Origin of the sequence: Wolbachia endosymbiont (group B) of Ablattaria laevigata (genome assembly GCF_964277395.1) — a bacterium.
Classification (GTDB): domain Bacteria; phylum Pseudomonadota; class Alphaproteobacteria; order Rickettsiales; family Anaplasmataceae; genus Wolbachia.
The window spans coordinates 874,992-901,280 of record NZ_OZ195519.1 but is presented as its reverse complement, the minus strand read 5'-3'; the positions used below and the strand labels follow the sequence as shown (position 1 = coordinate 901,280).

Annotated in this window: 22 protein-coding genes and 1 tRNA gene; 7 read left to right on the top strand and 16 right to left on the bottom strand. The window is 34.0% G+C overall.

Annotated features, from left to right (window positions below; genetic code table 11):
• Positions 1-59: 59 nt before the first annotated feature.
• Complete coding sequence (locus ACICP1_RS04220) at positions 60-1,400, top strand: ankyrin repeat domain-containing protein (RefSeq protein WP_395461139.1); 1,341 nt, start codon at positions 60-62, stop codon at positions 1,398-1,400.
• Positions 1,401-2,468: 1,068 nt separating this feature from the next.
• On the opposite strand, the gene ACICP1_RS04215 is transcribed toward ACICP1_RS04220, so the two are convergent.
• Positions 2,469-3,497 (bottom strand): class I SAM-dependent methyltransferase, encoded by a 1,029-nt coding sequence (locus ACICP1_RS04215; protein ID WP_395461311.1) that lies wholly within the window; start codon positions 3,495-3,497, stop codon positions 2,469-2,471.
• 82 nt (positions 3,498-3,579) lie between these two features.
• Here ACICP1_RS04215 and ACICP1_RS04210 point away from each other — a divergent pair, with 82 nt between their 5' ends.
• Positions 3,580-3,972, top strand: coding sequence for a hypothetical protein (locus ACICP1_RS04210; RefSeq protein ID WP_264374965.1), 393 nt, complete (start codon positions 3,580-3,582; stop codon positions 3,970-3,972).
• Positions 3,973-4,254, top strand: coding sequence for a DUF2610 domain-containing protein (locus ACICP1_RS04205; protein WP_007302102.1), 282 nt, complete (start codon positions 3,973-3,975; stop codon positions 4,252-4,254).
• Here the strand turns inward: ACICP1_RS04205 and dapD are convergent, their stop codons facing one another.
• Positions 4,255-5,088 (bottom strand): 2,3,4,5-tetrahydropyridine-2,6-dicarboxylate N-succinyltransferase, encoded by an 834-nt coding sequence (dapD, locus tag ACICP1_RS04200; RefSeq protein ID WP_265014680.1) that lies wholly within the window; start codon positions 5,086-5,088, stop codon positions 4,255-4,257.
• A gap of 38 nt (positions 5,089-5,126) precedes the next feature.
• Here dapD and ACICP1_RS04195 point away from each other — a divergent pair, with 38 nt between their 5' ends.
• Positions 5,127-5,537: a zinc-ribbon domain-containing protein gene (locus ACICP1_RS04195; protein ID WP_264374967.1), complete on the top strand. Its 411-nt coding sequence runs from the start codon at positions 5,127-5,129 to the stop codon at positions 5,535-5,537.
• Between the two features lie 208 nt (positions 5,538-5,745).
• Positions 5,746-7,545 carry a succinate dehydrogenase flavoprotein subunit gene (gene sdhA / locus ACICP1_RS04190; protein WP_264374968.1) on the top strand — a complete coding sequence of 600 codons (1,800 nt, stop codon included), beginning with the start codon at positions 5,746-5,748 and terminating at the stop codon, positions 7,543-7,545.
• Here the strand turns inward: sdhA and ACICP1_RS04185 are convergent.
• From ACICP1_RS04185 to rpmE, 9 genes are all read right to left on the bottom strand, one after another.
• Positions 7,517-9,565, bottom strand: coding sequence for an ankyrin repeat domain-containing protein (locus ACICP1_RS04185; RefSeq protein WP_395461138.1), 2,049 nt, complete (start codon positions 9,563-9,565; stop codon positions 7,517-7,519). The two genes, sdhA and ACICP1_RS04185, sit on opposite strands and share 29 nt — an antisense overlap.
• 243 nt (positions 9,566-9,808) lie before the next feature.
• The gene (gene gmk, locus ACICP1_RS04180; RefSeq protein WP_010406904.1) at positions 9,809-10,417 is read right to left on the bottom strand and encodes a guanylate kinase; all 609 of its coding nucleotides are present in this window, start codon (positions 10,415-10,417) and stop codon (positions 9,809-9,811) included.
• A 35-nt stretch (positions 10,418-10,452) separates the two neighbouring features.
• The gene (locus tag ACICP1_RS04175; protein WP_264683087.1) at positions 10,453-12,219 is read right to left on the bottom strand and encodes a pentapeptide repeat-containing protein; all 1,767 of its coding nucleotides are present in this window, start codon (positions 12,217-12,219) and stop codon (positions 10,453-10,455) included.
• Entirely contained in the window at positions 12,203-13,177 is a 975-nt protein-coding gene (locus ACICP1_RS04170; RefSeq protein WP_395461137.1) for an ankyrin repeat domain-containing protein, read from the bottom strand. The genes ACICP1_RS04175 and ACICP1_RS04170 overlap by 17 nt, the downstream gene beginning before the upstream one ends.
• Before the next feature lie 660 nt (positions 13,178-13,837).
• Positions 13,838-14,725, bottom strand: coding sequence for an aspartate carbamoyltransferase catalytic subunit (locus tag ACICP1_RS04165; protein WP_395461136.1), 888 nt, complete (start codon positions 14,723-14,725; stop codon positions 13,838-13,840).
• Positions 14,726-14,805: 80 nt separating this feature from the next.
• Positions 14,806-15,822, bottom strand: coding sequence for a Fe(3+) ABC transporter substrate-binding protein (locus ACICP1_RS04160; RefSeq protein WP_007302093.1), 1,017 nt, complete (start codon positions 15,820-15,822; stop codon positions 14,806-14,808).
• A 98-nt stretch (positions 15,823-15,920) separates the two neighbouring features.
• The gene (locus tag ACICP1_RS04155; RefSeq protein WP_395461135.1) at positions 15,921-17,429 is read right to left on the bottom strand and encodes a hypothetical protein; all 1,509 of its coding nucleotides are present in this window, start codon (positions 17,427-17,429) and stop codon (positions 15,921-15,923) included.
• Between the two features lie 83 nt (positions 17,430-17,512).
• Positions 17,513-18,298, bottom strand: coding sequence for an NAD kinase (locus tag ACICP1_RS04150; RefSeq protein WP_395461134.1), 786 nt, complete (start codon positions 18,296-18,298; stop codon positions 17,513-17,515).
• Between the two features lie 21 nt (positions 18,299-18,319).
• Positions 18,320-18,532: a 50S ribosomal protein L31 gene (rpmE, locus tag ACICP1_RS04145; protein ID WP_052264949.1), complete on the bottom strand. Its 213-nt coding sequence runs from the start codon at positions 18,530-18,532 to the stop codon at positions 18,320-18,322.
• A 125-nt stretch (positions 18,533-18,657) separates the two neighbouring features.
• Between rpmE and fabD the strand changes: the two genes are divergently transcribed.
• Complete coding sequence (fabD, locus tag ACICP1_RS04140) at positions 18,658-19,623, top strand: ACP S-malonyltransferase (RefSeq protein ID WP_395461310.1); 966 nt, start codon at positions 18,658-18,660, stop codon at positions 19,621-19,623.
• A gap of 417 nt (positions 19,624-20,040) precedes the next feature.
• On the opposite strand, the gene gpmI is transcribed toward fabD, so the two are convergent.
• The gene (gpmI, locus tag ACICP1_RS04135) at positions 20,041-21,537 is read right to left on the bottom strand and encodes a 2,3-bisphosphoglycerate-independent phosphoglycerate mutase (protein WP_395461133.1); all 1,497 of its coding nucleotides are present in this window, start codon (positions 21,535-21,537) and stop codon (positions 20,041-20,043) included.
• A 196-nt stretch (positions 21,538-21,733) separates the two neighbouring features.
• Here gpmI and ACICP1_RS04130 point away from each other — a divergent pair, with 196 nt between their 5' ends.
• Complete coding sequence (locus ACICP1_RS04130) at positions 21,734-22,471, top strand: hypothetical protein (protein WP_265030985.1); 738 nt, start codon at positions 21,734-21,736, stop codon at positions 22,469-22,471.
• Positions 22,472-22,558: 87 nt separating this feature from the next.
• Here the strand turns inward: ACICP1_RS04130 and ACICP1_RS04125 are convergent.
• From ACICP1_RS04125 to rplT, 4 genes are all read right to left on the bottom strand, one after another.
• Positions 22,559-22,630: transfer RNA gene (locus tag ACICP1_RS04125), tRNA-Asn, on the bottom strand.
• A 476-nt stretch (positions 22,631-23,106) separates the two neighbouring features.
• Complete coding sequence (purH, locus tag ACICP1_RS04120; protein WP_395461132.1) at positions 23,107-24,627, bottom strand: bifunctional phosphoribosylaminoimidazolecarboxamide formyltransferase/IMP cyclohydrolase; 1,521 nt, start codon at positions 24,625-24,627, stop codon at positions 23,107-23,109.
• A 380-nt stretch (positions 24,628-25,007) separates the two neighbouring features.
• Positions 25,008-25,907, bottom strand: coding sequence for a methionyl-tRNA formyltransferase (gene fmt, locus ACICP1_RS04110; protein ID WP_064085375.1), 900 nt, complete (start codon positions 25,905-25,907; stop codon positions 25,008-25,010).
• Positions 25,908-25,919: 12 nt separating this feature from the next.
• Complete coding sequence (gene rplT / locus ACICP1_RS04105; protein WP_063630562.1) at positions 25,920-26,276, bottom strand: 50S ribosomal protein L20; 357 nt, start codon at positions 26,274-26,276, stop codon at positions 25,920-25,922.
• Between the last annotated feature and the right edge of the window lie 13 nt (positions 26,277-26,289).

The following is a 26,289-nucleotide window of genomic DNA, read 5'->3' as shown; positions in this document are numbered from 1 at the left end:
CATTCAAACTTAATTAAGTGGGAGTATTGTTAATGCGAAAAGGGTTTAATTAAAATGGTATGGCGTGTGAGGAAGACATACATCAATTGGTAGAAAGTGGATTTGATATTAACTCAAAAGATGTAAGCGGAGTCACTCTCTTGCATAAGTTTACAAAAGAAGGCGATTTAGTTAGAGTAAAATCATTATTAGAGCACGAAGCTGACTTTAATGTTGTGGACAATGAAAATAGAAATCCACTGCATTATGCTATTATGCATGGACACAAAAAAATTGCTAAACTTCTTGTTAATCAATTGACAATTAATTCTAGAGATAAAAATGGATTTACTCCACTTCACCTTGCTACACTACAAGATGACACAGAATTAATGGATTTTTTAATAACAAAAGGCGCAAAAGTTAATGAAAAAGATGCTGAGGAAGGCTATACTCCTCTTCACATAGCTTCATTATACGGTTCTAAAAAGAGCGTCCAGATTTTAATTGATAGCGGAGCAAATCTTGAATGTGAAGATAATAACTTTCGTACTCCTTTATTTTTGACCATTTATCAATGTACTACACATTATGAAAGTAGAGCAGAGATTATAGAATATCTGATAAAGAAAGGTGCAAACATAGAAGCAAAAGATGCAGAAAATAATACTACGCTTTTTCTAGCAGCATATGACAACAAAATGCAACTGGTAAAGCTTATTGTAAAGCAAGCAAAAGCTAAGTTAAAAGAGTTTATTTGCACAAAAAATAAACATGGTTTTGATGCACTGGATTGCGCTATTAAGCATAATAATAGGCAAATGGTAACATTTCTTGTTTCAAAGGGAATAGAAGCAGATGACCAAGATTGTAGCGGTAACACCAGGTTACATAAAGCTAGCTATAATGGTGATACTAAAGCAGTTAAGTTCTTATTGGAGCTTAAGGTAAACGTTAATGCCGTCACTAGATGCAACAGAACTCCTCTGCTACTTGCAGCTAAAAAAGGCCATGTAGAAATTGTAAGAATGTTGTTAGCAGTAAAAGCCAATATGAATATTTGTGATCAACAAGGTTTTACACCTCTGCATCTTACTATTCAAAAGGATTATTTTGATATAGCTCAGCTATTAATAGAAAAAGGGGCAATTAATTGTAGTAATGATTATACTGCAATAGATATGTTTATTGACAAGGCTCATAGCAAAAAAAATATTGAAGAAAATTACAAAAAATTTTGTAGGTTTTTGATGCTTTACTTGAAAGAGCTACATAGTAAACACAAAGCCTTTTGTGTACTTTCAATCCTAGCTCTAAGCTTAACAATTATAGGTTTACCATTTATTTTCAAGCCTATTATTAAATATAGAGAAAGAAGTAAAATATATAAAAAAATTAGGGCTATGCTGATTTATATTTAAGTATAACAGGAGAACTAAGCTAATATATGACAATTATCTGCTCGATAAAAATGGAATTAAATGTATCCGTTTAGCAGAGTGGCAAAATAAAATAGACAAAACCATAAAAATAAATGGTGTCATGCAATTTGAGCTTCGGCATAGATCCCACATAAATTTTTTGGTACATATTTTTTTCAACATCAATTTCGTATTCCATGCAGTCGAAAAAGCCCTCTATTTCTAAGCTTTATTGACTCGGATAATCCATAACTGGGGTATATAGCATTTCTGCTTACATTGATCCTGTCTAAATTTAATCCCTATATCTTTGTTTGATGCTTGTTGTTCCATAATATTCTTCAATTCAAAGAATATTAATATTAGCATATAAGTATGAATATTATGCTAATATAATTACTTTTTAGGTATACATGGCAAATTTATGCCTGGAAACAGTTTTTCCTACACTTTCTTTATAAAAATCACAGGCGCCTGTTATTAGCTAAAGTAAAGGTCAAGTATCTGGAATTCTGGACATAAAATCCTCCTGTATAAAAAGATTAGAAAAAAATGCAGCGCACATATGACAGACCGCTGAAAAAGATACGCTACGTTTTTTATTGAAAAGTTAACTGAAAGTCTGCAGACAAAGATAGATTTTGAGCTCTTAAAATATCTCTAATTGTCATTATAATCAGATTCAAAATATGCGGAAGTAATTTTTTGACAATAGATTTCTTGCATAACCAAGTGTCATTCCAGCTGGGATCCAACTAAGTTGGTAAACACTTTACAACGTTTTTTGCGCGAAAAGGCTGGATGCCAGTGTCAGCTACTTGCATGACATCGTCTTGGATGAAAATCAGTACGTGATGCACCAAAAATTGTGCATCAAAAGGGTGTCATTTGAGTAACTTTTTTGTTGTCATGCCAGTGTCAGCTACTTGCATGACACCTATTTGTTCCTATGATAGTCTTATCTGTCTATCTTATTTTGCTACTCTGCTGAACAGATACGTTTTTTTTACCTTTTTTATTCTGTAAATTTTTTAGTATTTGTATGTTTAACATAAGAACTACACAAGACTACAAATGGTGAATCAGCATTACCTTAAAGAGAGTACCCATATTTTCAGTTAACCTTAAAAATTCACTGAAGATCTTATTCTTCTGTTCATTACTTGCATTTTCCATTAAAGCTTGCGCTCTTTCCTTTATACCAAACAAATATAAAAATTCTCTTTGAGTTAAAATCTCACAATTTAAGTATTTTAATGAATCTTTTAATGCTTGAAAGTTTACAAGTGCAGTAATATCACTGTTACCAATATTTTCAAGAAAATTAGCATACTGATGCTGCCTTATCGATTGCAAAGTGCTCTTGTATGAAGGATATACATAACCATAATCTATAATCAGGGCAGCTCCTCCGTTATTGACTATCTTATTCTCAAGTTTCTTTAATATTTCGATTCCGGCTAGGCATACTTCCACTACTGCACCATTGAAACCCCCTGTCATTCCAGTCTGGAATCCAGTTTTTGGTCTGGTTAAGCACTGGAGTGACAATGAAAGACTGCCATCATCTTGTTTTATTACTCTATTTTCATACCACTGCCCATCACGATAAATAAATTGGTCAATTGGAAGGGCGTCAAATAACTCATTTGCAAAAAAAATAGTTGGCTGATTTGGTAAGTTGTCGACATCTGTGTGCCAATTAATATCTAATCCCTTTAATTTTTCCTTTTGTATTTTCTGTAAAATAGGGCTTATCTCAACTAGATGAATGTTCATTGAGCTAAAAAAACAGCTGTATTTTTTAGTAACTCTTATTATATCGTGAACGAGTGTTCCTTTACCTGGTCCAAGTTCAACTAGAGAAAATTTTGATGGCTTTCCTAATTTTTCCCATGTATTCATTATCCACACTGCAATTGTTTCACCAAATAGCTGACTAATTTCAGGTGCAGTAATGAAGTCACCATCTTTGCCAAGTGGTAATTTATTCATGTAATAGCCGTACTCTTTATGATATAGAGCAGCATTCATAAAATTACTGATGGATATTGATCCTTGGCTTTTATCAATTAATTCGTGTATATAAGTAAGCATATTATTAATAAACATTTAACTATAGCGTGCCATACTATAAAATAGTGGAGTATTTATATATATAATATAAGTTTAAAAACATATGAGTAGTATTGCTTTGGTTATGGACAATCAAGATACGGATTATGTTACCCTTATACCTCAAGATGATGGTATTGAATATAAATTTAAAGAAGCTATCAATTTTGTAGAAAATAAGGTTGTAAGTGCTGATGGATTAACTTTAGCGGAGGTATTTCAAGCATTGGTTCAAATGTTGAATGGTGATCTAGAGTTAGTAAAAAAAGTGTTAGCATATACTAATATTATGGTAAAGCATGGAATGAGGGTAGCAAAAGAGTCACAGCTAAGCAGAGCCGATGTTCGTCGAGCTTTAGAAGGCAAAGAAAGTGTGTTTAATAGGCAAGATTTTATCAAAAAACCACCTCTTGTATCTTCTATAAAATCGGTTAAAAAGAAAAGTAGAGGTCTTTAAATGGCTGAGTCTATAAAAAAATTTACTGTACAGTGTGATTTCAAAGGACAGAATGCACCTTTTGCAGTATATATAGGAAATCCAAAGGGTGATACTCATCCAATTCACCATCAAGATTCATGGCTTGCAAAGGAGCGTGGAGGAAACATTCCTAATAAAGTTAAAGAAAGTTTGCAAAAATTATACAAGCTGTCTCAAGAAAACGGGATCTCTTTTCCAGAATTATGCGCATATGCCATTACTATAGTTAGTAATAATGATAAAAAAAGTGACGGTAAGTAGTTAGATTCTCAATATTTCATTTATAGAAGTTTTTGATCTCGTCTTCTCGTCCACTTTTTTTACTATAACTGCGCAATAGGTTGAAATGTTGTTTTTAGGTGGAGTAGATCCTGATACAACTACAGAGTAAGGTGGTACTTCACCATAAAATACCTTGCTTGTTTCTCTGTCAATAATTTTTGTTGATGCTCCAATAAACACACCCATGCCAAGGACTGATCCTTCTCTTATTATAACACCTTCGGCTACCTCACTACGCGCTCCAATGAAGCAATTATCCTCTATAATGACTGGAGAAGCTTGAATAGGCTCGAGAACTCCGCCTATTCCCACTCCACCGGAAATATGGCAGTTTTTCCCTATTTGTGCACAACTACCAACTGTTGACCAAGTGTCTATCATTGTGCCAGAATCAATGTATGCACCAACGTTGATAAAGCTTGGCATTAGAACAACATTTTTACCTATGTAAGCAGATTGGCGGACAAAACACCCAGGAACTGCTCTAATTTTTGAATGGTAAAATTTTTCTTCATTCCATTCACTAAACTTACTACCGATTTTGTCAAACCAGCAATTGGTGTTGTCTATTATTTTGCTTTCCTCAGTGAGGAAATGTAATAATATTGACTGCTTTATCCACTTATGTACTATCCATTCTCCACTTGATAGCTTTTCTGCTACTCTAATTTTACCACTGTCAAGTAACTCAATTACCTCTTTGATTATTAATCTTGCTTCGTGTTTTAGGTTAAGTTTTTCTTTATCTTTCCAAATATTTTCTATCTCATCTTGTAATTTTTTAGTTGCAAATTTTTCATTTATTATATACATATTGATATCAAATTTATATTATTTTATACGTAAGCACTATGAAAATACAATGTCATAATTGTACTAAAACTTACTTAGTATCTCGTGGGCAAATAGGTGAATCTGGAAGAAAAGTGAAATGTACAAACTGCAATCACATGTGGCATGAGTATCTAAAAGAAATGTCAAGTGAATTGTGCCCTGCTGGTATACAAGAAAAAAAAGCTAGCTGGAGGCAAAGTTTAACTCTAGCTTTTGCAACAGTTGCAGGGTTATGCGTTATAATTGTTGGTGGTATCTTTCCAGGAGAGGTAAGTAAGATATATAAAGCAGTTAGTTCATATAAAGATTCAATAAGCCATAAATTAGGATACAAAAAAGTGCAAACGGAAAATTCAAGTGCGAGAGAACTTGTTGTAAATGAGTTTTATCAAGATTACCTTTTTCTATCTAATTTTAGATCTAATTAAATAGGCATAAGTCATCAATGTTATGCAAATAACTACACTTATTCCTTTATGATAGTGTCATTCCAATGTCAGCTACTTTCATAACACCCTATGGTTGTTATTACATCGTTTACTATAGATTTGTTTCAGAAGCTTACATCCAGAAAACTTGTATAGATTTTTTCTACTTCTGTGATATTATAAGCCTGTGATGATAAAATAAGTGGATATGGATAAGTCAGCGTATGAAATCATAGAGCATGAGTATGATGTGGTGATAGTAGGTGCAGGTGGAGCAGGGCTTAGAGCAACACTTGGAATGGCTGCAACTAATTTTTCAGTTGCCTGCATTTCTAAAATTTTCCCTACACGAAGTCATACAGTTGCAGCACAAGGCGGAATTAGTGCAGCCTTGAGCAACATTGCTGAAGATGATTGGCGCTGGCATGCGTATGACACAATAAAAGGTTCAGACTGGCTTGGCGATCAAGATGCAATAGAGTATATGTGTAAAAATGCTGCAAAAGCTGTGATTGAACTTGAAAATTTTGGTGTACCCTTTTCTCGTACGGAAGATGGAAAAATATATCAGCGTGCCTTTGGTGGAATGACAACTCACTTTGGTAAAGGAAAATCGGCTCAGCGTACTTGTGCAGCAGCAGATAAAACTGGGCATGCAATTCTTCATACTCTATATCAGCAATGTCTTAAATTTAACGCTGAATTTTTTGTCGAATATTTTGTAATCGATTTGATTATGGACAAAGGGACATGCTGTGGGGTGATAGCTTGGTCGCTGTGTGATGGTACGTTGCATAGATTTCGTGCACATTCTGTGGTAATAGCAACAGGTGGTTATGGACGTGTTTATTTCTCTGCAACAAGTGCACACACCTGCACAGGTGATGGTAATGGCATGGTGGTGAGAGCTGGGTTGCCACTTGAAGATATGGAATTTGTGCAATTTCATCCAACAGGAATATATGGCTCAGGGTGCTTGATGACGGAAGGATGCCGCGGTGAAGGTGGGTACCTCGTTAATTCTCAGGGTGAGAAGTTTATGGAACGTTATGCGCCAAAGGCAAAAGATTTGGCTTCTCGTGATGTAGTAAGTCGAGCAATGACAATTGAAATTAGAGAGGGAAGGGGAGTTGGGCCAAAGAAAGATCACATGTACTTGAATATATCGCATCTTGATCCGGAAGTGATCAAACTCAGATTGCCAGGTATTAGTGAAACAGCAAAAACCTTTGCAGGAGTTGATGTTACTAAAGATCCGATACCTGTTATTCCAACTGTTCACTACAACATGGGCGGTATTCCAACCAACTATCATGGAGAAGTGATAACACTGAAGGAAGGTAAGGAAGAAGTAGTGGATGGATTGTTTGCAATTGGAGAAGCGGCATGTGTTTCTGTACATGGTGCAAATCGACTTGGCTCTAACTCGCTTCTTGATCTTGTGGTTTTTGGTAGAGCTGCAGCGCTCAGAGCAAAAGAAAAATTGAAACCTGATGCACCACATAAAAAATTGCATTTAGACTGCACAGACTGGATAGTAGATAGATTTAATAAAATGCGATTTGCTTCTGGAGAGCTCAAAGTAGCAAAAATACGCAGTGAAATGCAGCACACTATGCAGAAATATGCATCAGTATTTCGTGTTGCTGAAGTTTTAGAAGAAGGTAAAAAAGCTATAAAAGAAGTAGCAAAAATGATGCCTAAAATTGCAGTTGAAGATCGCAGTATGATATGGAATAGTGATTTGGTTGAAGCACTGGAGCTTGCAAATATGATTCCACAAGCGGTTATTACCATGGAATGCGCAGCTAATCGTAAGGAAAGCAGAGGTGCCCATGCTCGTGAAGATTTTCCCGAGCGTGATGATAAAAATTGGATGAAACATACTATGGCATGGCTTAAAGAAGAGAAAAGCCAAGTCAGTGTAGAAATTGACTATAAAAAAGTTGCTAAAAAAACTCTGAGCGATGAGATTAATTTCATCGCCCCGGAAAAGAGAATTTATTAGTCAATCCATCTAGCATATTTGTAAATTGACGTGATATTGATATATTGCTCATTTGAGTAGCTGGACTTTCTGTATGCTCTGATTGATCTGACGATCTTTGTACTTCTTGCTCTGCTGAGTTGTTAGCTAAATTTTGTTGTTCAGTAATATTTTCAGGTTGTTTTGCAGCTAGGTGATCATCTTTACGGCTTTGCTTATCGTTGGTTAATTCCTTAACAGACTTCCTAATGTCGCTAAGTCCCAAAGTGAATATCAGACACACCACTCCTGTTATAGCTATGATGGGTAACGCTGCTCCAATTGCAATTTGTCCTTGGAAGCAAGAAAGTGTTACCATTGTAATAATAGTAGTTGCTACTGTGATTGCTAACAATACACTAGCTCTCCTGCCCGGATCAATGCATTTCCATACAGCAGATGCTCCTTTTTTTACACCAGAACCTAGCTTTTTAATGCCTGATTGACATTTTTTCGAAGCAGTTCCACAGTGGTATTTTTCCTCAAGCTTCTCTTTTAGTTCTTTAGCTTTCTCCTGTGCTTTCTGTGGAGTACTTGAACAATCTTTTAGATCTCGTAAAGTTAAATAGTACTTTTTAGTATGGAATTCTGGATCTTCTAACCATAAAGAATCAGGGTTAGCACCGTTTTGTAATAATGCTGCACAAAACTTTGTTGTATTATCATAATTAGTTGCTAAATCAAAAATTGTTTCTTGCGATAGGTATTCGATACTTTTTTTTTCTGCTTTTTTCTTTAGTGCTAATTCTAGAGGTGTATTGCCTTGCCTGTTAGTTGCTTTTATAGATTCATCTAATTTATCTTCAGATATTTTTCTTTCTTTTACTAAGGCTGATATTAATTTCAAGCATGTAACTTTTTGCTTCCCTCTCAGCAAGGCAATATGGTGTAAAGCATTATTGCCATTTGCATCTTTAAGGTTAATATCTGCTCCTTTTTTCAATAATTCCTTAAAAGATTTTTCATCTTTATCTTTAATTGCTAAATGTAGTTGATAATTATCATTACTATCTGGAGTATTTATGGTATGGGCTATAACTTCTTCAACTTTTGTTTTTATTTCTGGTTTTCGCTCAGCCAATTTCTCTAAAAATTTAAGATAGTATTCATTTTGCTTTTTAGATAATTTTTCTAAATCCTCTGTAGGTAAGCTTAGCTTGGCTCCATACTTTAACAATTTTGCAAGAAACTTAAGTGTATTATCGCTACTTCTAACTGTATTAGACTCATGTTTCCCTTTTATTATCTTGTTAATTAGTGCTACCTGAAAAGGAGTCTTTCCTTCTTGATTTTCACTATCAACAAGTTGTACTAAATTTTTCTCGTTAGCTATTTTTATCAAGTTATCTAGAAACTTAAGCTTTTGTTTCTTTTTGAGCGATGCAATAAGGTGTAAAATATTATTTCCTTTTTCATCTGTTATGCCACTGACATTTGTGCAATCTTTTAGGTATTTTCTAAATTTCCTGTTGTTTCCATTTTGGATTGCATTTAGTAATTGAACGTCATTATCAGAATCCGATATTCCGTTTATTCCATCTTCAAAATCGCTATCAGAATCTGATATTCCGTTTATTTCATCTTCAAAATCGCTACCGTAGCCACTGTCTTGTTCGCTGTACCTACTAAAACAACTTTTAGTGACTTCAGAAATTACTTGTTTTTTTGTTTCATTTGATATTCTTTTCGATCGTTCTATTACTTCACCTAGCACTGGAAGGAAACATTGGACATAATATCTGTGATATTTTTCCTGTTCTCTAAGCGATTCTTCTAATTTAGTTAATACTTCAGGACTAGCGCCTTCCTTAAATAACCTTTTACATTCCTTGAGTGTTCCATCTCGACTTCCTGGTTTTTTATGCTGATGTTTTTCTTTTTTTACCTTTCTCTCTATAATATTATACAATTGCTTGTCTTTTTTATCTTGTTTTTCATTTTTGTTTATATATTTATCTAGTTTGTTTGCATTAGTAACTGATACACTTAGATCTATACTCATATTAAAACCTCAATATTAAAAGCTATTTGGCGTTAACGAATTGTATTAAACTTTTAAATTGAGCTAGATGTTATCGAAATATAGGTGAAAAGGCAGAAAACTAGTTTCTATTAGAAAATCTATTGTCATAGTCAAATCCCTACTTTAGCACTTGTCTACTATTTTAACTATTTTATCTTAAAAAATAATAAATGTGGCTAAACTGTGAAGCATGAGTGCTCTGAAAGAGACAAACCAATGTTTTTATAGATCTTTCAAACTTGATTTTTCTTCTAATTTTTTAAGCATTCCTTTACTTAGTATTGATTTTATCTCTTCTACGCTTTTATCAAGATCATCATTAATTATTACGTAATCATATTTATTACTTTTACTTATCTCTTTTTGCGCTTCGGCTAATCTACGCTCTATTTCAATTTCATCATCACTATTACGCCTTTGTAGACGCAGTCTAAGCTCTTCCATTGAGGGAGGTAGTATAAAAACACTTACAACTTTTTCTCTTAAGATTTCAAACAAATGAAATGCTCCTTGCCAATCTATATTCAGTAAAACACTTATTCCACTGCTCAGGTTTTGTTCTATAAAATCTTTTGGTATACCGTAAAAATTCTCAAAAACTTTGGCATATTCAAGCATTTGACCAGCCTTACATAGTTCATGAAACTTTTCTTCAGTAACGAAAAAATAGTCTTTTCCATTTACTTCACCGGGACGAGGTTTGCGTGTAGTCATAGAAACAGACATAACTAAATCAGTTGATTGCTCAAGTAATTTTTCTGATATAGTAGTTTTTCCAGCTCCAGAAGGAGAGGATAGAATCAGTAGTATGCCCTCATTTTTTACGGTCATTTTTCTTTATTTAACAAGTACATTATAGAGCTTTTTTAAGACTTTGTATTTTTTGAATCAAAGTTTAAAAGACTAGAGCCCTCTAAATTAGAATTTGATAAATTGGCATCAATAAGAGAGGAATTATCAAAGACAGTATAACGTAAATCGGCTTTTTCAAGATTTGCCTTATTCAAATTAACGTTTACAAACTTTGCTCTACTTAATATTGAATTAGAAAAATTAGCATTTTCTAAATTCATATCCTTAAACTCAAAGTAAGAATAATTTACATCAAATTTTTTGCCCTGCGATATTTTCTCTTGCAGATCTTTAATTGAAGTTATGGCATTCTCTAGATTTGTAATTTTTGTCTGTCCTTGATTGTCAATCAAAATTGAATTATCAAATTTGCAATCTGTTAAATGAATATCAGCAATTGAACTTTTATATATGCTTGAAGAGAGGAAAGAGACATCACTCACTGTTGAATTACTTAAATTGCTAAGAAAAAAACTAGTCTTTCTAAAGGCATTATCATAAAACACGGAGGATTTGAAATCACTTTCAATAAAGTTTGAATTAGTGACTTTTGACTTAGACCAGCTCGAATTATCAGCTAATAATTTGAAGAATATTGAATTTTCTATCTCACTCGAATCCATATTATGGTGGGAAAGAGTACTATTATAAATTTGAGAGTCTTTAATTTTTGTCTTATACATTGAAGTTGTGGAAAGATCTGAATCTTCTATTTTTGCAGAGGTAAACAATGAATGGTCAAAGAACGAACCATTCATGTCAGAATTCACAACTTTAGTATTATGAAACTTTCCATGACAAATGTTAGCATCATAGGCGTTAACTTTATACAATTCACTAAAACTAAAATCAATATTAGATAAGTCAGCATCCTGAAGGTCTGCTTCGAAAACATATGCATGTTTTATCTTGGAACCATTTAGTATAGATTTAATGAAGTTTGAATTATCCCCTTTCACATAGGAAATTTGTGAATTGCTTAAATTGGCTTTTTCGAAATTACTGTTGACTATAATGGAAGAATTAAAATAGGCGTTTGAAAGATTGCTACCTGTAAAATCCGATTTTTTTATTTCTGCACCATATATGTTAGCATTTTTTAATGAAGAAAATTGTACCTTGAGCTTATGTGCATCCACTCCAAAGAAACTTGCGTTGTCGAAATTATTTTTCTGCATAACAGTGTCGTTTATTTCACTATCACTAAAATTGATGTAGCTGGCACTTGAGTTTGATAAATTGGAGAAATTCATTTTTACATTCAAAAACTTGGTATGCAAACCAATTATATTACGCATACTTACTTTGTTGAGATTAGAATTGATAAAATCAGCATAACTGATATTAGACTGATCAAATATGATATCTGTTAAATTTGTAGAAGCAAATTTTGAAAAACTTAAATTTGTGCCTTTTATTTTAACGCCATGTAAATTAGCATTGGAAAAATTGGCACCACGTAAATCAACATCGATAAAAGACACATCTGATAAATCGGTGTTAGAAAAATCGGCACCAATTAAACTTACTCCATCAAAAATAGATTTGCTTAAATACAATTGACTAAAATTAGCACCATTTAAATTAGGACCAAAACCTTTCTTAAAATCTTGTGGTATGCTGGCTTTATTACACTGTACTAAAAATTTAGCAAAATCTTTTGTATTGTAAGATACGTATTTTACATCATGCAGAGCGCTTAAAAAATCATTGATTGCATCATCTCCATAGCATAAATGACCAACTAAAATTAATATCAAAAGTCTAATTATCTTTTGCATCACACGTGTTTTCTTTTGTTTTTATAGCAAAGTTATACATCTCTGAGTTTTCTTGATTGTTTATTTCTTTATCCTCTAAAAGGTATGGCATCATTTCGGCAATTGCGTTTATTATGTTGATCTGATTCCTTTCGATTGCTATTTCAATAGGGGACTTAAAATTATTATCAACTACTCTAGGATCAGCACCTTGTAATAAGAGAAAGCGAACTGTGTCTATTTCACCTTGTTTCACTGCATAAATTAGAGGAGTATCACCCAATTTATTTCTAAATCTTAGTATTTCTTGAATTGTTAATCCAATTTTTTCTAGCTTATTTATTACTCCTCTTAGACAAATTAAGTTGCCCTTCTTGATGCAGTAAAAAAATTGCTTACTGTAATCATCAGTAAATATAGTTTTAGGAAGGTGCTCATTTAGGCTATCATATTGTCTTTTATATATAGACTTGCTTTTATGTTTTTTTATTTCTTTGTTTAGCTTTGTCCATTTTTCGCTTTCTTCATTTTCTTTTTTCACAGGTGTTATATTTTCAGGCTGTTCTTCTTTCTTTTTCTCTGTTAATTGGCTTGTTGAAAGTTCGGTGTCTTTTTTGCTAATCTCCTCTTCAGGCTGTAGGTTTGTTTGATTATTGTGACTGATTTTCTTCTCTTCAGGTTCTTCTTTTTTTTCTTCTGATAAAGGACTTGTTAGAGCTTTGGTATCTTTTATATTAGTCTCCTCTTCAGACTGTAGGTTTGTTTGATTACTTGAAGGTACTTCTTCATTGATTACATTTGTTGGGTCTGTGCTTTCTTTGAGTTCGCTCAGAAGCGGAGAAGTTTTTTCAGCATCAGTGTTGCTTTTCGATACGTCTTCTTGATTTATACTGCTTTCATTTTTATTTTCTTCAGGCTGTTCTGCAGCAAGCAGGTTAGATATAACAATTAATAGTATGAAGAATGCTTTATATTTCATAAACATTGCAAATATAGGCTTAATTAAAATGATACTATAATCAAATGATTAATCTACAGTAAAAAGTGCTTTAGTTATTGTACAAGTATGATTATGTAAAAATTTATTTTTCTCTTTTATCTAGGTTTTATCTGAAATTGTCATTCGAGTAGCTGACATACAACTGTACGGACATTAAAGAAATCAGTATACAGCTGTATGAACATTGTGGTAATTTGCGTACTAAACAATGTCATCTAAGTAGCTGACACTGGGATCCATTTTCCATCATCATTAGAAACGTTATATTTTAGCATAACTTTTAACTCACAAATTTAACTGGATGCCAGTACTGGCTACTTTTATGACATCTATCATTTTATGTTTATAGTATTTTTTGCAAATAAACGTTCGTAGTTGTAAATTAAATGCAAAAAAATACTTGACACATTTGGTAAGTTGATTATTATCAGTAAAAATGAGGGTATTTTAGAGCTCGAAATCCACCTTATTCAAGTCTGCAGACTTTTCAATTAATTTCTCAATAAAAAATATAGCACAGTCTACTTCAGTGCGTACACGTACGCTTAATTTCTGTCATAAGGTGTGTTATATTTTTCTAAATCTTTTCTTTATAGGAGGGTCATTATGTCTAAAATTCCTTAAACATTAATTTTTAACTTAAACATTTATTAAATAGTGCAGTACTGCCTTACGCGTTGCTAATCCAAACTTTACTTGCTGTAAAATAACACAATCTGCTATATCATTGCTAATTTCGATACCTCTATTTATTGGTCCTGGGTGCATAACAATTGCATCTGGTTTTGCGTGCGATAGTTTTTGTGCATCAAGTCCATACAAGTGAAAATATTCTTTTTCTGAATAATTATTATTCATGCGCTCTTTTTGCAATCTTAAAAGCATAATTACGTCAGCATCCTTTATACCTTCGATTAATGAATAGTGAAGTGAATCTACTTCAGGAAGATGCTTGCAAATCAAAGCTGGTGGTGCAACTAAGCTTATTTTTGCTCCAAACATTTTTAGCAATCTTATATTTGATCTTGCAACTCTACTGTGCAAAATATCTCCACATATCACAATTTTGAGGTTTTTTATTTGCTTTTTATGACTGATAATTACGAGATAATCTGCAAGAGCTTGAGTTGGGTGTTCACTGCTTCCATCGCCTGCGTTGATTAGCGAGCAGTTGACATGCTTTGCCAATGTATTAATAATACCACTACTTTTATGCCTGATTATCATATAGTCAGGATTCATTGCATTTAATGTTTTTATCATATCTTTTAGATCTTCTCCCTTATTAATAGAAGAAGATTTTATTGGCAAAGTTACAACATTTGCTCCAAGGCTTTTTGCTGCTATTTCAAAAGATGCGAGCGTACGTGTTGAATCTTCAAAGAATAGGTTTATGACTATTTTATTTTTCAGAACATGACTATTTTCAACTTTTTCTTCAAGGTATTGGTTGGCTAATTTAGTTATATTTTCTACATCACCGATTGTGAGGTCTGAGATATTTAATAAATTCCTTCTCTTGTCCATAGCTCCTTTTTTGAGCTTATTCTACTTTCTTAATTTCAATTACACAACTGTAAAGTAAAGTAGAAGGAAGCTATAAAATTTTATTTCCACTTACATTCATCTGCTATCATAACAGCCTCAAAGAGATGCTTCTCAAGCTCACTTATAGGCAGAGTACTTTGTAGGTAATTTCCCCAAGATTTTAACACATCAGAAGTTTCAATACCTTCAACAATAGGATATTCTTGATTTTTTTTAGCATATAGCTCTTGAGCCTGTTTGCTTACAAAAAACTCCAATAAAGCTATGGCATTTTCTCTGTGTTTTGCGTTTTTTGTTACTGCTGCACCACTAATATTCACCATTACACCATCACTCGGGAAGAAAGCTCCTAACTTTTCTGTGATATTCTTTTTATTTTCTGATGAAAGGATTCTTGCAAAGTAGTAGCTATTTACTATTGCAACATTGCCTTCACCAGCGGCTACAGCATAAATTTGATCTGTGTCACCACCGCTTGGTTTTCTTGCCATGTTGCTTACAATTCCACTCACCCATTCTTTTGTTTTTTCAAAACCATTTTTTGCAATCATAAAAGCGATCAATGATCGGTTATATGGACTTGTGGAAGAGCGTACTAATATTTTCCCTTTCCATTTTTCATTCGCTAAATCTTCATAGGTACTTAATTCCTTAGGATCTACTGATTCTTTATTGTAAACCAATATTCTAGCTCTTTTTGTGAGACCAAACCAATAATCTTCATTATCTCTAAATTTTGCAGGTATGGCATTTTTTAGAGTCTCTGAATCCACTTGAGATAAGAGCCCTCTTTTTTTGGCTAAAATCAAATTCACTGCATCTGCAGTTAAAAACAAATCAGCTTCACCGCCATTTTCCATACGTGAAAGCAATTGGGAATAATCGTCAATGATATAACGTACCTTGATGCCAGTGGTTTTTGTAAAATCATCAAACAAACTATGTACTAATTCTTCTTTACGAGATGAATAAACGTTTACTACTTGTGAATCATCAATTCCGCTATTTTTATATAAAAAATTAACGACTATCAATAAAGCCGCTACTAAAGATATAAATATTAAACCTTTTTTCATAAACAAACCCCTTCCTTTTCATCATCTCAAGCTATCAAAATAGCAAGGTCTTAGCAAGTGTAAAAATTCCAATCAATGGACATTGTAGGAGATTTATTTCATTCACCTATACTATAGATAGCATCCTTATAATTGTGAGATTGAACTATAACCTGCTCAAGCGTTAAACTGATGCATTTAGCGTCTTTGTTATGATTTTCTCCAAGAACATTTGTTCTTTCTCGTTTTATTTCCTCAATGAATTTCCCATTAACATTTTTAGGATCAATCGTTTCTTCAGAATATACAAGATTAGTGCAATTTGTTTTTCTATAGTAATGCACGCCAACACACACAGCTAATAATGCAACTATACCTAAGCCTGTAAGTGGTAATAATCTTATATTATTGGTCAAAGGGTTTTGGTAAAATTTTTGTATATTATTAACACCACCTTCTGCATAAAGCAATAAAGGGAGCGCTATATTTGCAGCAACTACACCAGTTAATAATGCAGTAAATAGTGGCCTATTATTAATTACGGACTCTATTTTATTAGTTTTACTGATTACTTTTTCATCAATATTGACGAAGCCTTTTTTAGATTCCCAAGCATTAAATACAAAATTTGAATGAGTGCCATTGCTATATTCCAGTCTTACAGACTTTATAACTTTACCTTCTGGCTGGTCCATCAAAACATTATCTAAAACTTCATCTGCATTTTTTACTTGAGTTTGATATTCTTTGGTATTTACAAACTGTTTTATTCCAAGCAGCATTGGGCTAATTGCAAACAATGAAGCAACTGCAATAATCGGTACGATGGTATATAGCGGACTGTTTGTAAAGAACGCAATAAATTTTGCTTTATCTTGTAAATATACTAAAGCTGTAGATGTGCCAAGCACGATAGCGGCCGCACCAAAAATTACAACGCCTTTCTGCTGCATGGCATACTGCGCTTTGGGCCAGAATCTGTTTTTTTGCAGTTTAAACACCCTATCTGTAGGCGAAGACTCTTGAGAGCTACTTCTGCTCGTGTATGATGGCGGAGAAGTTGAAGGTGTATCGCTATGCTGACTGAGATTTTCAAAAGGGTTTTTTTCACTTTCATTCCTATTACAAGTTTCATCAAATACTGTCTCTTTAGAAGCCGATCTTTCTAATCTTTGATTATCTACTCCATTATCTAAACTCTTTTTCGAAGTTTTTTTATTTTTATCTATGGATGCATAAATAGCACTTCCTGGTTCACCGTGAACTGACTCACTTGAAGTAGGTAAATCCAATTCAGTATAATGAGTTGGCTCATCTTTTCCTTGAGAAGAAGAAGGTAGTGGTATTTGAGTATCAAGATCAAATGAATTTCCATCTCGTAAAGCTTGATTCCTTTGCGGAAGGGGAGGGGGTGTTTCATCAAGTTGTGAAACTTGATTAGTTGGTAGAATAGATGATGGCTTATTCGAGGTAGCTTCTCCTGCTTCTTCAAGTGGATTTGTGTTTTTGCCATCTTGTTTTGGAGCACTTGTTCTGGGAGTTGGTGTTGGTGAAGTTGCTGCACTATTTTCACTCACCGTTGTATGAGAAACCAGTGTGACTTTATCTTTATTTCCTGATCCAGGCATATTCGCTCCAAAATTAATTACAATGTTATGTTGATTACGCTATAGTTATTAAGATATAGTGAATACTAATTTAAGAATAAATATTAGTATAAGAACTGCTGATCAAAGATCCTTTCATTCAAAGGGCAATCTTTGTCAAAAAGTAGAGTGACTGTATTTTCGTGATCTTTCTGTATTTTTACCTGCGATATGTCGTGAAATTCCTTGTAATCTGATACTACAAGTGCTGGACGATTTTCCACGTCGTTGATATCAATTTGCACTATTGTATCATTTGAGATTAGCGCTCCATTCCAATGCCTTGGGTAGTAACTATTTATGGAAGTAAGTGCAAATAAATTTGAATTAAGTGGTAAGATTGGCCCACCGGCAGAGAAGTTATATGCAGTGCTACCTGTTGGGGTAGACAATATAATTCCATCTCCTCTGAATTTTTCTACTTTTAGCTTATCATTAATGGTAATATTCATCTCTACTATTTGATTTGCATTTCTAAAGACATACACTTCATTTACTGCGATGTAACGGTGTTTTTTGCCACTTATGTCTGTGGCTTCCATTTTTAGTAAAGTTAGCTGAGTAGGAACTGCATGTTCTATATGATCAATTAGATCTTCAAAGCATTTATTCATCAAAAATCCGACGTTACCGGTATTTATTCCATACACATGTATATCTTTATTTCCTATGACGTAGTTGTGTAGGGTGCGTAGCATAAAACCATCGCCACCAACAACTATCAGCAGATCAACTTCATGCTTACCTGCTTCTGCTATATTGATAAAATTGAGTTTCTGTAGTAGTTTAGATACTTCCTGAGACTTGGGTAGCGAAGAAGCAATATAGCCTACATTTTTATATTTATACATGTTAAATAAAGAGGGGAGGAACTAAAAAAAACTCCCGTATTTATCATTAAACTTAGCTATTTTACTATCCTTCTCCCCTGAACCGCTTGTCAAACTTCCAGTCCATGCAGGATGAGTAAGAGGATCTCTATCAAGCTTTATTCTTTGACCTTCTTTTCCATAAGTGGAATAAGTTTCAAACTCTTGACCATCTGTCATAACTATAGTAACTTTGTGATAATCGATTTCTGCCATTGTTCTTACAAATTTCTTACCAGCTAAAATTTTAGTGAATCTGGTTCATTTGGTCAATCATTATTGTGAAATATTGACAAAAAATAAATAAAGTAGTATTCTCAATGAAGAATGAAAAATTTTTTATGATTTTTGCTTTTCCTGGTCAGGGCTCCCAATTTGTAGGAATGGGAAAGAGCTTATATGATGAATTTTCAGTTGCAAGGAACGTATTTGATGAAGTAGATGACATATTGGGTAGAAAGCTGTCTCATTTGATTTTCAATGGCCCTATTGAGAAATTAACCATCACGGAAAACGCTCAGCCAGCTATAATGGCGGTGTCAATTGCAACGCTACGTGTTATGGAGCATGTGCTTGGTAAATCTCTTCACAATGTTCAGTATGTTTGTGGGCATTCAGTTGGCGAGTATACAGCGCTGTGTGCTGCAGGGGCATTGACGCTTGAGTCTGCAGTCAAATTGCTAAAAGTTCGTAGCGAAGCAATGCATGAAGCTTCACTAAAATGCAAAGGTGGAATGTTTGCTCTACTTGGAGCAGAAATAAGTGAAGTAGAAGGTATATTAAAATCAGCTCAAATTGATTGTGAAATTGCAAACGATAATTGTGGTGGGCAGGTAGTGGTGAGTGGTACTGCAGAGGCTCTTGAGGTCTTACCTGATTTATTCAAAAACTCAAGTGTCAAGAAAATGATAAAATTACAAGTTAGTGGGCCTTTTCATTCATCTTTTATGAAACCTGCTGATGAAAAACTTCTGGAATTTTTAAAAAGCATCAACATAACTCGCCCTTCGATTCCTTTTGTATCAAACGTTACAGCTAAGGAAGAAAGTGATCCAGAGATCATAAGAGCTTTGCTCGCTAAGCAAGTTGTAAGTAGAGTAAGATGGAGAGAGATGGTTTTATATATGATAAGCCATGGCACTAATAAGTTTGTTGAAGTTGGCCCTAACAAAGTTTTATCTAATCTAGTTAAAAGAATTGACCAATCTATCAGTGTGAAAAATATAGATAGTATTGGTGATATTAATAGCTTCTTTGATGAATCATTAGTACTAACAGCGAAAAATTTAAAAGTTGGGTTAAGTTAAAGCATATCTATGTAATATCATTCAAGTAGCTAACACTAGTTCCTTTATGATGGTGTCATCCCAGTGCTTGACACTGGGATCCAGATTGGGCATTAAGTTGGTAAACACTTTACAACGTTTTTTGTATAAAAGGACTGGATGCCAGTGTCAAGCACTGGGATGACACCGAATAGGCTACTTGAATAATACCGAAAGAGCTACTGGAACGACAAGGTGCTACTGAATGACACCTCTGGGCACTGCCGTCATAAATCTGCTACTTTCTCGTGACGCTGGAATCCAGGAGTCAAGAAGAATGGGATCCCAGCACTGGGATGACACTGAAGGGGCTACTGAAATAACACCGGGACTACTTTGAGTGACACCCTTACGATGTTTCAAACTACAACAGCTGTGCATAGAGAGTAATGCGAAAAATTATACAATCAACGAACTACCTGTCATTTCATTTGGCTTTTTGAGCCCAAGTAGCTGTAAAATAGTAGGAGCAATATCAGATAATTTTCCATCTCTCAGTTTTAAATTTTCACAAGATATAATAAATGGAACTTTATTTAGAGTGTGCGCTGTGTGAGGTGTGTTATTTTCTTCATCGAACATACATTCCACATTACCATGGTCTGCTGTAACAATGAGTGCAGTATTACCCACTTCTTTGACAACGCTGAGTACTTTTGCAAGGCAATCATCTACAGCGAGCACAGCTTGCTCGGCTGCTTTTATATTACCTGTGTGTCCCACCATATCAGGGTTAGCGTAGTTTACAACTATCAGCGCAAATTCTTGAGAATGAATTTTTTTTACAAGTTCTTCTGTGAGCTCAAAGGCTGACATTTTAGGCTGCAAATCATAAGTTTTAACTTTTGGTGAAGGAATGAGTATTCTTTCTTCACCAGAAAAAGGTTCTTCTCTTCCGCAATTGAAGAAGAAAGTCACATGAGCATATTTCTCAGTTTCAGCAATGCGCAGTTGCCGTAATTTATTGTCTTCTATTATCTGTCCCAAAGTGTTGGCAAAAGATTCAGGAGGAAAGAGATAAGAGATTTTTAAGTCCGCTTTATATTGCATCATACTTAAAATTGAAGAGAATTTTGCCACTTCAGTATAGCCTGCTTTACCAAGACAAATACTTGCCAATTGTATCATTCGATCAGCACGAAAGTTAGCCAATAGCAATCCATCTTCTGGTTTTATACCTTGATAATCGGCTATTACTGCGGGCCTGATAAATTCATCGGTTATATTATTTTGATAATTTTCATCAATAAGCGATACTGCATCATCATAACGAGGCGCCTTTGCAAATGCGATGGCTTCATAAGCTTCAATTGTTCTTTCCCACCTATTATCACGGTCCATAGCATAATAACGCCCAGAGACAGTGGCGATTCTTATATCATTTTCCTTTATGCTTTCTGTAAATTCTTGAATGCATCTTTTCCCTGAATTTAGCAGTGTGTCTCTGCCATCTAAAAATGCGTGTATTACAACTTTAATTCCGCGCTGTGATATCTTGTTTGCTAAAGCTGAAATGTGCTTTTGATGCGAATGAACACCGCCATCTGATATCAATCCCATTATATGGCATATGCCATTCTTACTTTTTAGATCATTAATAAAATTCTGTAGATTTGCATTATTTTCTATCGTTTCGATTGCTTGATTAATACGCTGAAGGCTTTGCATTACCACTCTACCGCTACCAATATTCATGTGACCAACTTCTGAATTGCCTATTTGGCCTTCTGGTAATCCAACATCAGTTCCACAGGCAGATAAACTGCACTTTGGATAATTAGAGCTAATATGTTGCCAACAAGGTGGATTTGAATTGCTAATAGCGTTGTATTTACTATTTTCTATTCCATTACCCCAGCCATCTAATATACATAAAACGACTGATTTAAAGTTCATATAAAAGTTATCATCGAGAACCTCCGATGATACCAAAAACAAACTCTTCTCACAACTTTTGTGTTAAAATAAGAGATATAAAAAGCTGCTTGGAGGCAATGGTATATGAAGTTTTTCATAAAATATTTTATTAAAGTGATTGACAGTTGCTGAAGTGTTTACTAAAACACTTGCATAGCTTTAATAGTGAGGTCAAATGAGTTATAGTCAATATGTAAAGGGTAATACTTTAGCAACATCAGCTGCTATAATTAATGTTGATAGATTAGTAAACTTTTTAAAAAGCAATACAAACATTACAAGACTTATTTTACGATGTTCAAAAATTAATTATGAGGTTATAAAAGAATTAGCTCAGCTTTCTCATCTTACTTCACTTGATCTAAGTTGCAGTTATGTTGTTACAGAATATGTAAAGATTTTAGCAAGCGGGAATCTTATAAATCTTACTTCGCTTGATTTAGGAGGAAACGGAATTGGTGATGAAGATGTAGAGGCTTTAACCAGTGGAAATCTTACAAGTCTTACTGAGCTTAAATTATATGATAATAAAATTGGCGATAGGGGGGCAAAAGCTTTAGCAAGTGGAAACCTTCAAAAGCTTACTTTACTGAGTTTAGGATGGAATGAAATCAGTAATGAAGGTGCAGAGGCTTTAGCAGCAAGTGAAAACCTTAAAAATCTTATTACACTTAAAGTATATGATAACAGCATTAATTACAGAGATGTACAGACTTTGGCGAGTGGAAATTTGGTGCGTCTTACTTCGCTCATTTACAATTATTGCAGTATTGATGAAACATTGCCAAAAAATGTCCTTCCTCAATTAAAAAGGAAATGTAATAAAAGAAAAATAGGAGAGGAGCCAGATAGCAAGCTAAGTGAAGCGCAGACATCTTTGCATTTTGACAGTAAAGGCTTTAAACCTATATAACTTCACACGTTTTGTCTGTTTAATAGACAAAAAAAAAGTAGTGAATTTTGGGCTAAAAGTGAAATGTACAGATTGTATAAAATAGTGCTCCCCGGGCCGGATTCGAACCAGCGACCAATTGGTTAACAGCCAACTGCTCTACCACTGAGCTACCGAGGAATAAACTGCTTTCAACTTATCACATTGAACGCCGATTGTAAACGATTTTTATGTAGACTTTAGACCTAGATATCATTCCAGTGCATGGAGCTGTAATCCAGTTTTTCTTACCAACAAAAACTTAGAATAACTTTTGTTCTTAAAAAATTTCTAGATTTCAGACTCATGTTTCAATGTTAAACAAGGTACAATAGAATTGAGTAGGGTAATTTCTAGGGAATTATTATATTCTAGAAAAAGTAAAATGTCATCCAGATAGACTAATGTACAAGGTAAGCTGAATGTCTATAAGGAAAAACAGCAAGGCATTTTAGGATTTGCTATAAATCGCATCAGGAGCTCAAGAGTACAGCTTACAATTACAGATAGGTATAGTTGAGTTTAAAGTAACTACATAAATTTACTACAATTTTCATACCTATAAGCTGCTATGCAACAAAGCCCTGTGTGGGTATAATTTTGACAAGATACAAAGCTTAATGGAGAAAGTTACGAACATCAGTGAAAAACATGGCAATTTTATTCTCATTTGCAGCTGCTATCACGTTTTGATCTTTCAATGAGCCACCTGGCTGAATTATAGCTGTAATTCCATGCTTTGCACTCTCTACTATACTATCTGGAAATGGAAAAAATGCATCTGAAGCAAGCGCTGCGCCTTTACATTTTTCACCTGCTTTTTTTACTGCAATATTCACACTATCTATTCTGCTTGTTTGTCCTGCACCGATGCCAATAGCACAACCGTCTTTTGCTATCACTATTGCATTGGATTTTACATGTTTACATATTTTCCAAGCAAAAATAAGATCTTCCTTCTCTTTTTTTGTTGTAGTGCATTCTGTCACTCGGTTTATTTCTTCTACTTTTACTGTATGGTTATTATTTTCTTGCACTAAGAACCCGCCAACAACATTTTTGATTTGATATTTTGCATTTTGCTGAAGAGATTGATGAATAATCACTCTTAAATTTTTCTTTTTTTGTAAAATTTTTAGTGCCTCTTTGTTTACCGATGGTGCTATCACCACTTCCAAAAATATCTCGTTTAATTTCTCTGATAGCTTGAAATCTATCTCCCGATTGAAAGCAACTATTCCACCAAAACTGCTTATTTCATCACATGATAGAGCTTTTTCATATGCTTTTAAAGCACTATCACTAACAGCAGCGCCACATGGATTATTGTGCTTTATTATCACTGCTGCAGGTTCTTGAAACTCAGAAATTATGTTAAGTGCAGACTCTATGTCGACTATATTATTATAGCTCAACTCTTTTCCATGTATTTTCTCCAGTGGATATTTGCTAAATTGATTGCTATAAAATGCAGCTTTTTGATGAGGATTTTCACCATATCTGAGTCCTTGTGCTTTACATCCATATAAAGTAAAAAACTCTGGTAACTCATTGCTTTTACCCTGTGATAAAAACCAATTGTAAATATTAGAATCATACTGTGCAGTCAGAGCAAATGCTTTAGTTGCTAGATGTTTTCTATATTCTAATGTTGTCTGATTGTTATTTTTGATCATCTCAGCTTTCAGTGTTTCGTAATCTTGAATGCTAGAAATCACTGAAGTGAAATGAAAGTTTTTTGCTGTAGCTCTAATTAATGCTACTCCACCTATATCTATTTGTTCTATGATTTGCTTCTCACTTGAGTTGCTATTAACCGTTTTCCAAAATGGATATAAGTTAGTTATAAGCAGATCTATCGGCTTAATTTCTAGATTCTGCATTTCCTTTTCGTGCCTTTTTCGATCACAGAGTATTCCTCCATGAATTTTAGGATGTAAAGTTTTCACTCTGCCATCTAGTATTTCTGGAAATTGTGTATAATCTGAAACTTCTTGCGTTTTTATTCCCGCACCTGATAGCACTTTATAAGTATTCCCTGTTGAGAGAATTTCTATTTGTTGCTGCATCAAAAACGATGCAAGTTCAATTATATTTGTCTTATCGTATACTGATATTAAAGCTCTTTTAATTTTCATATGGAAGGTTTCTTAAGATTATATCTAAGAAAAGAAAATTTGTCTATATATAGCTACTACGTCATACCACTGCGGTATCTCGTTGTAGATTCCGCTAACAAGCACATAGCTGTACGAACATTGTGATACAAGAGAGCAAGAAAGATGTCATCCCAGTCCCCAGACACTGGGATCCAGAAAACTTCACTTTAAATGAGCACACCAGGTAATAGAAACTGGATTCCAGTGTCAAGCACTGACCATCTATTACTCAAATTACCTGCAAATTGCAATGTTCGTACACCAAAACGCGTTATCTTGTTGTAGATTCCGCTAACAAGCAGCGGAATACCAAATTGTAGAAGTTGCTTTAGCTCTCCTCACCCTCCCTTCAAAGTAGTCTATTCTATAAATTTTTTTGTTAAACTTGATTTTAAGCCACGAACAAAGTCTTTAATATCGCAAGGATTTCTTCCTTCCATTTGTACAACTTTAGGAATTAAAGTACCACCTTTTAAACTTATATGCATATTATCATTAATGATCTCACCTTGTCCTGAAGTGAAGGCTTCAAATTCAGCATCAAGTATCTTGATACGTTTGTTCTCTACCTTAATGAATGCTTTTGGATAAAATGCTTTAACCTTTCTATAAGCAATTTCACAGGCGTCACTTGCGTAAATTTTATAGTCTTTTACTTTGTCAGCATAACACGCATCGTTATCGCTCTGTTTTAAGGGAACTTGCTTTTCAATTTCGTTTAGTACTTTCAGCAGTAAATCACTACCTAATTCAGACAATTTATCATACAACGTCTTATAATTATCGCTTTTTTCAATAAGAAATTTTTTCTGTTTTAAAATAGGGCCAGAATCTAATCCTTCATCTAGCTGCATAATGCTAACTCCGGTTTCTTGATCTCCGGCTAAAATTGTGTGCTGTATCGGAGCTGCACCGCGCCACCTAGGCAGTAATGATGGATGAATATTAATACAACCATATTTGGGAATATTTAAAATTTCTTTTGGAAGTATCAATCCATACGCAGCAACAACTGCAACGTCTGGCTTAAAATTTCCAAACTTTTCTTGCTCTATCGAAGATTTTAAAGAGGCAGGAGTGCATACCTCTATGTCACTTTTTTCAGCAACGATGTGTACTGGGGATTTTGTTAACCTCTGCCCACGTCCAGAAGGTTTTGGAGCTTTGGTATATACTGCTACTATTTCACTCTGTAATTTCAATAGTAAGTTTAACGCACCAACAGCAAACTCCGGTGACCCCATGAAAATAATTCTCATGGTGTTTTTGCTTTAAGCTAACTTACTATTTACAATTTCTATTAATTTAGCAAAATCATCCTTATGATTAACAGCCATCTCAGCAAGAATTTTCCTATTTAAATCAATTTCAGCAAGTTTAAGACCATGCATAAATCTACCGTAAGTAAGTCCATGTTCTCTTACTGCTGCATTAATACGTATTATCCACAAACCACGAAAATCACGTTTACAGGTTCTTCTGTCTCTGTAAGCATATTGGAGTGCTTTTTCAACTCTTTGTAATGCAATTCTATAACAATTTTTTGCCCGTCCTCTATAACCCTTTGCTAGTTTCAATATTTTTTTATGACGAGCATGAGTAGTGACTCCACGTTTTACTCGAGCCATTTTTATTTTACCT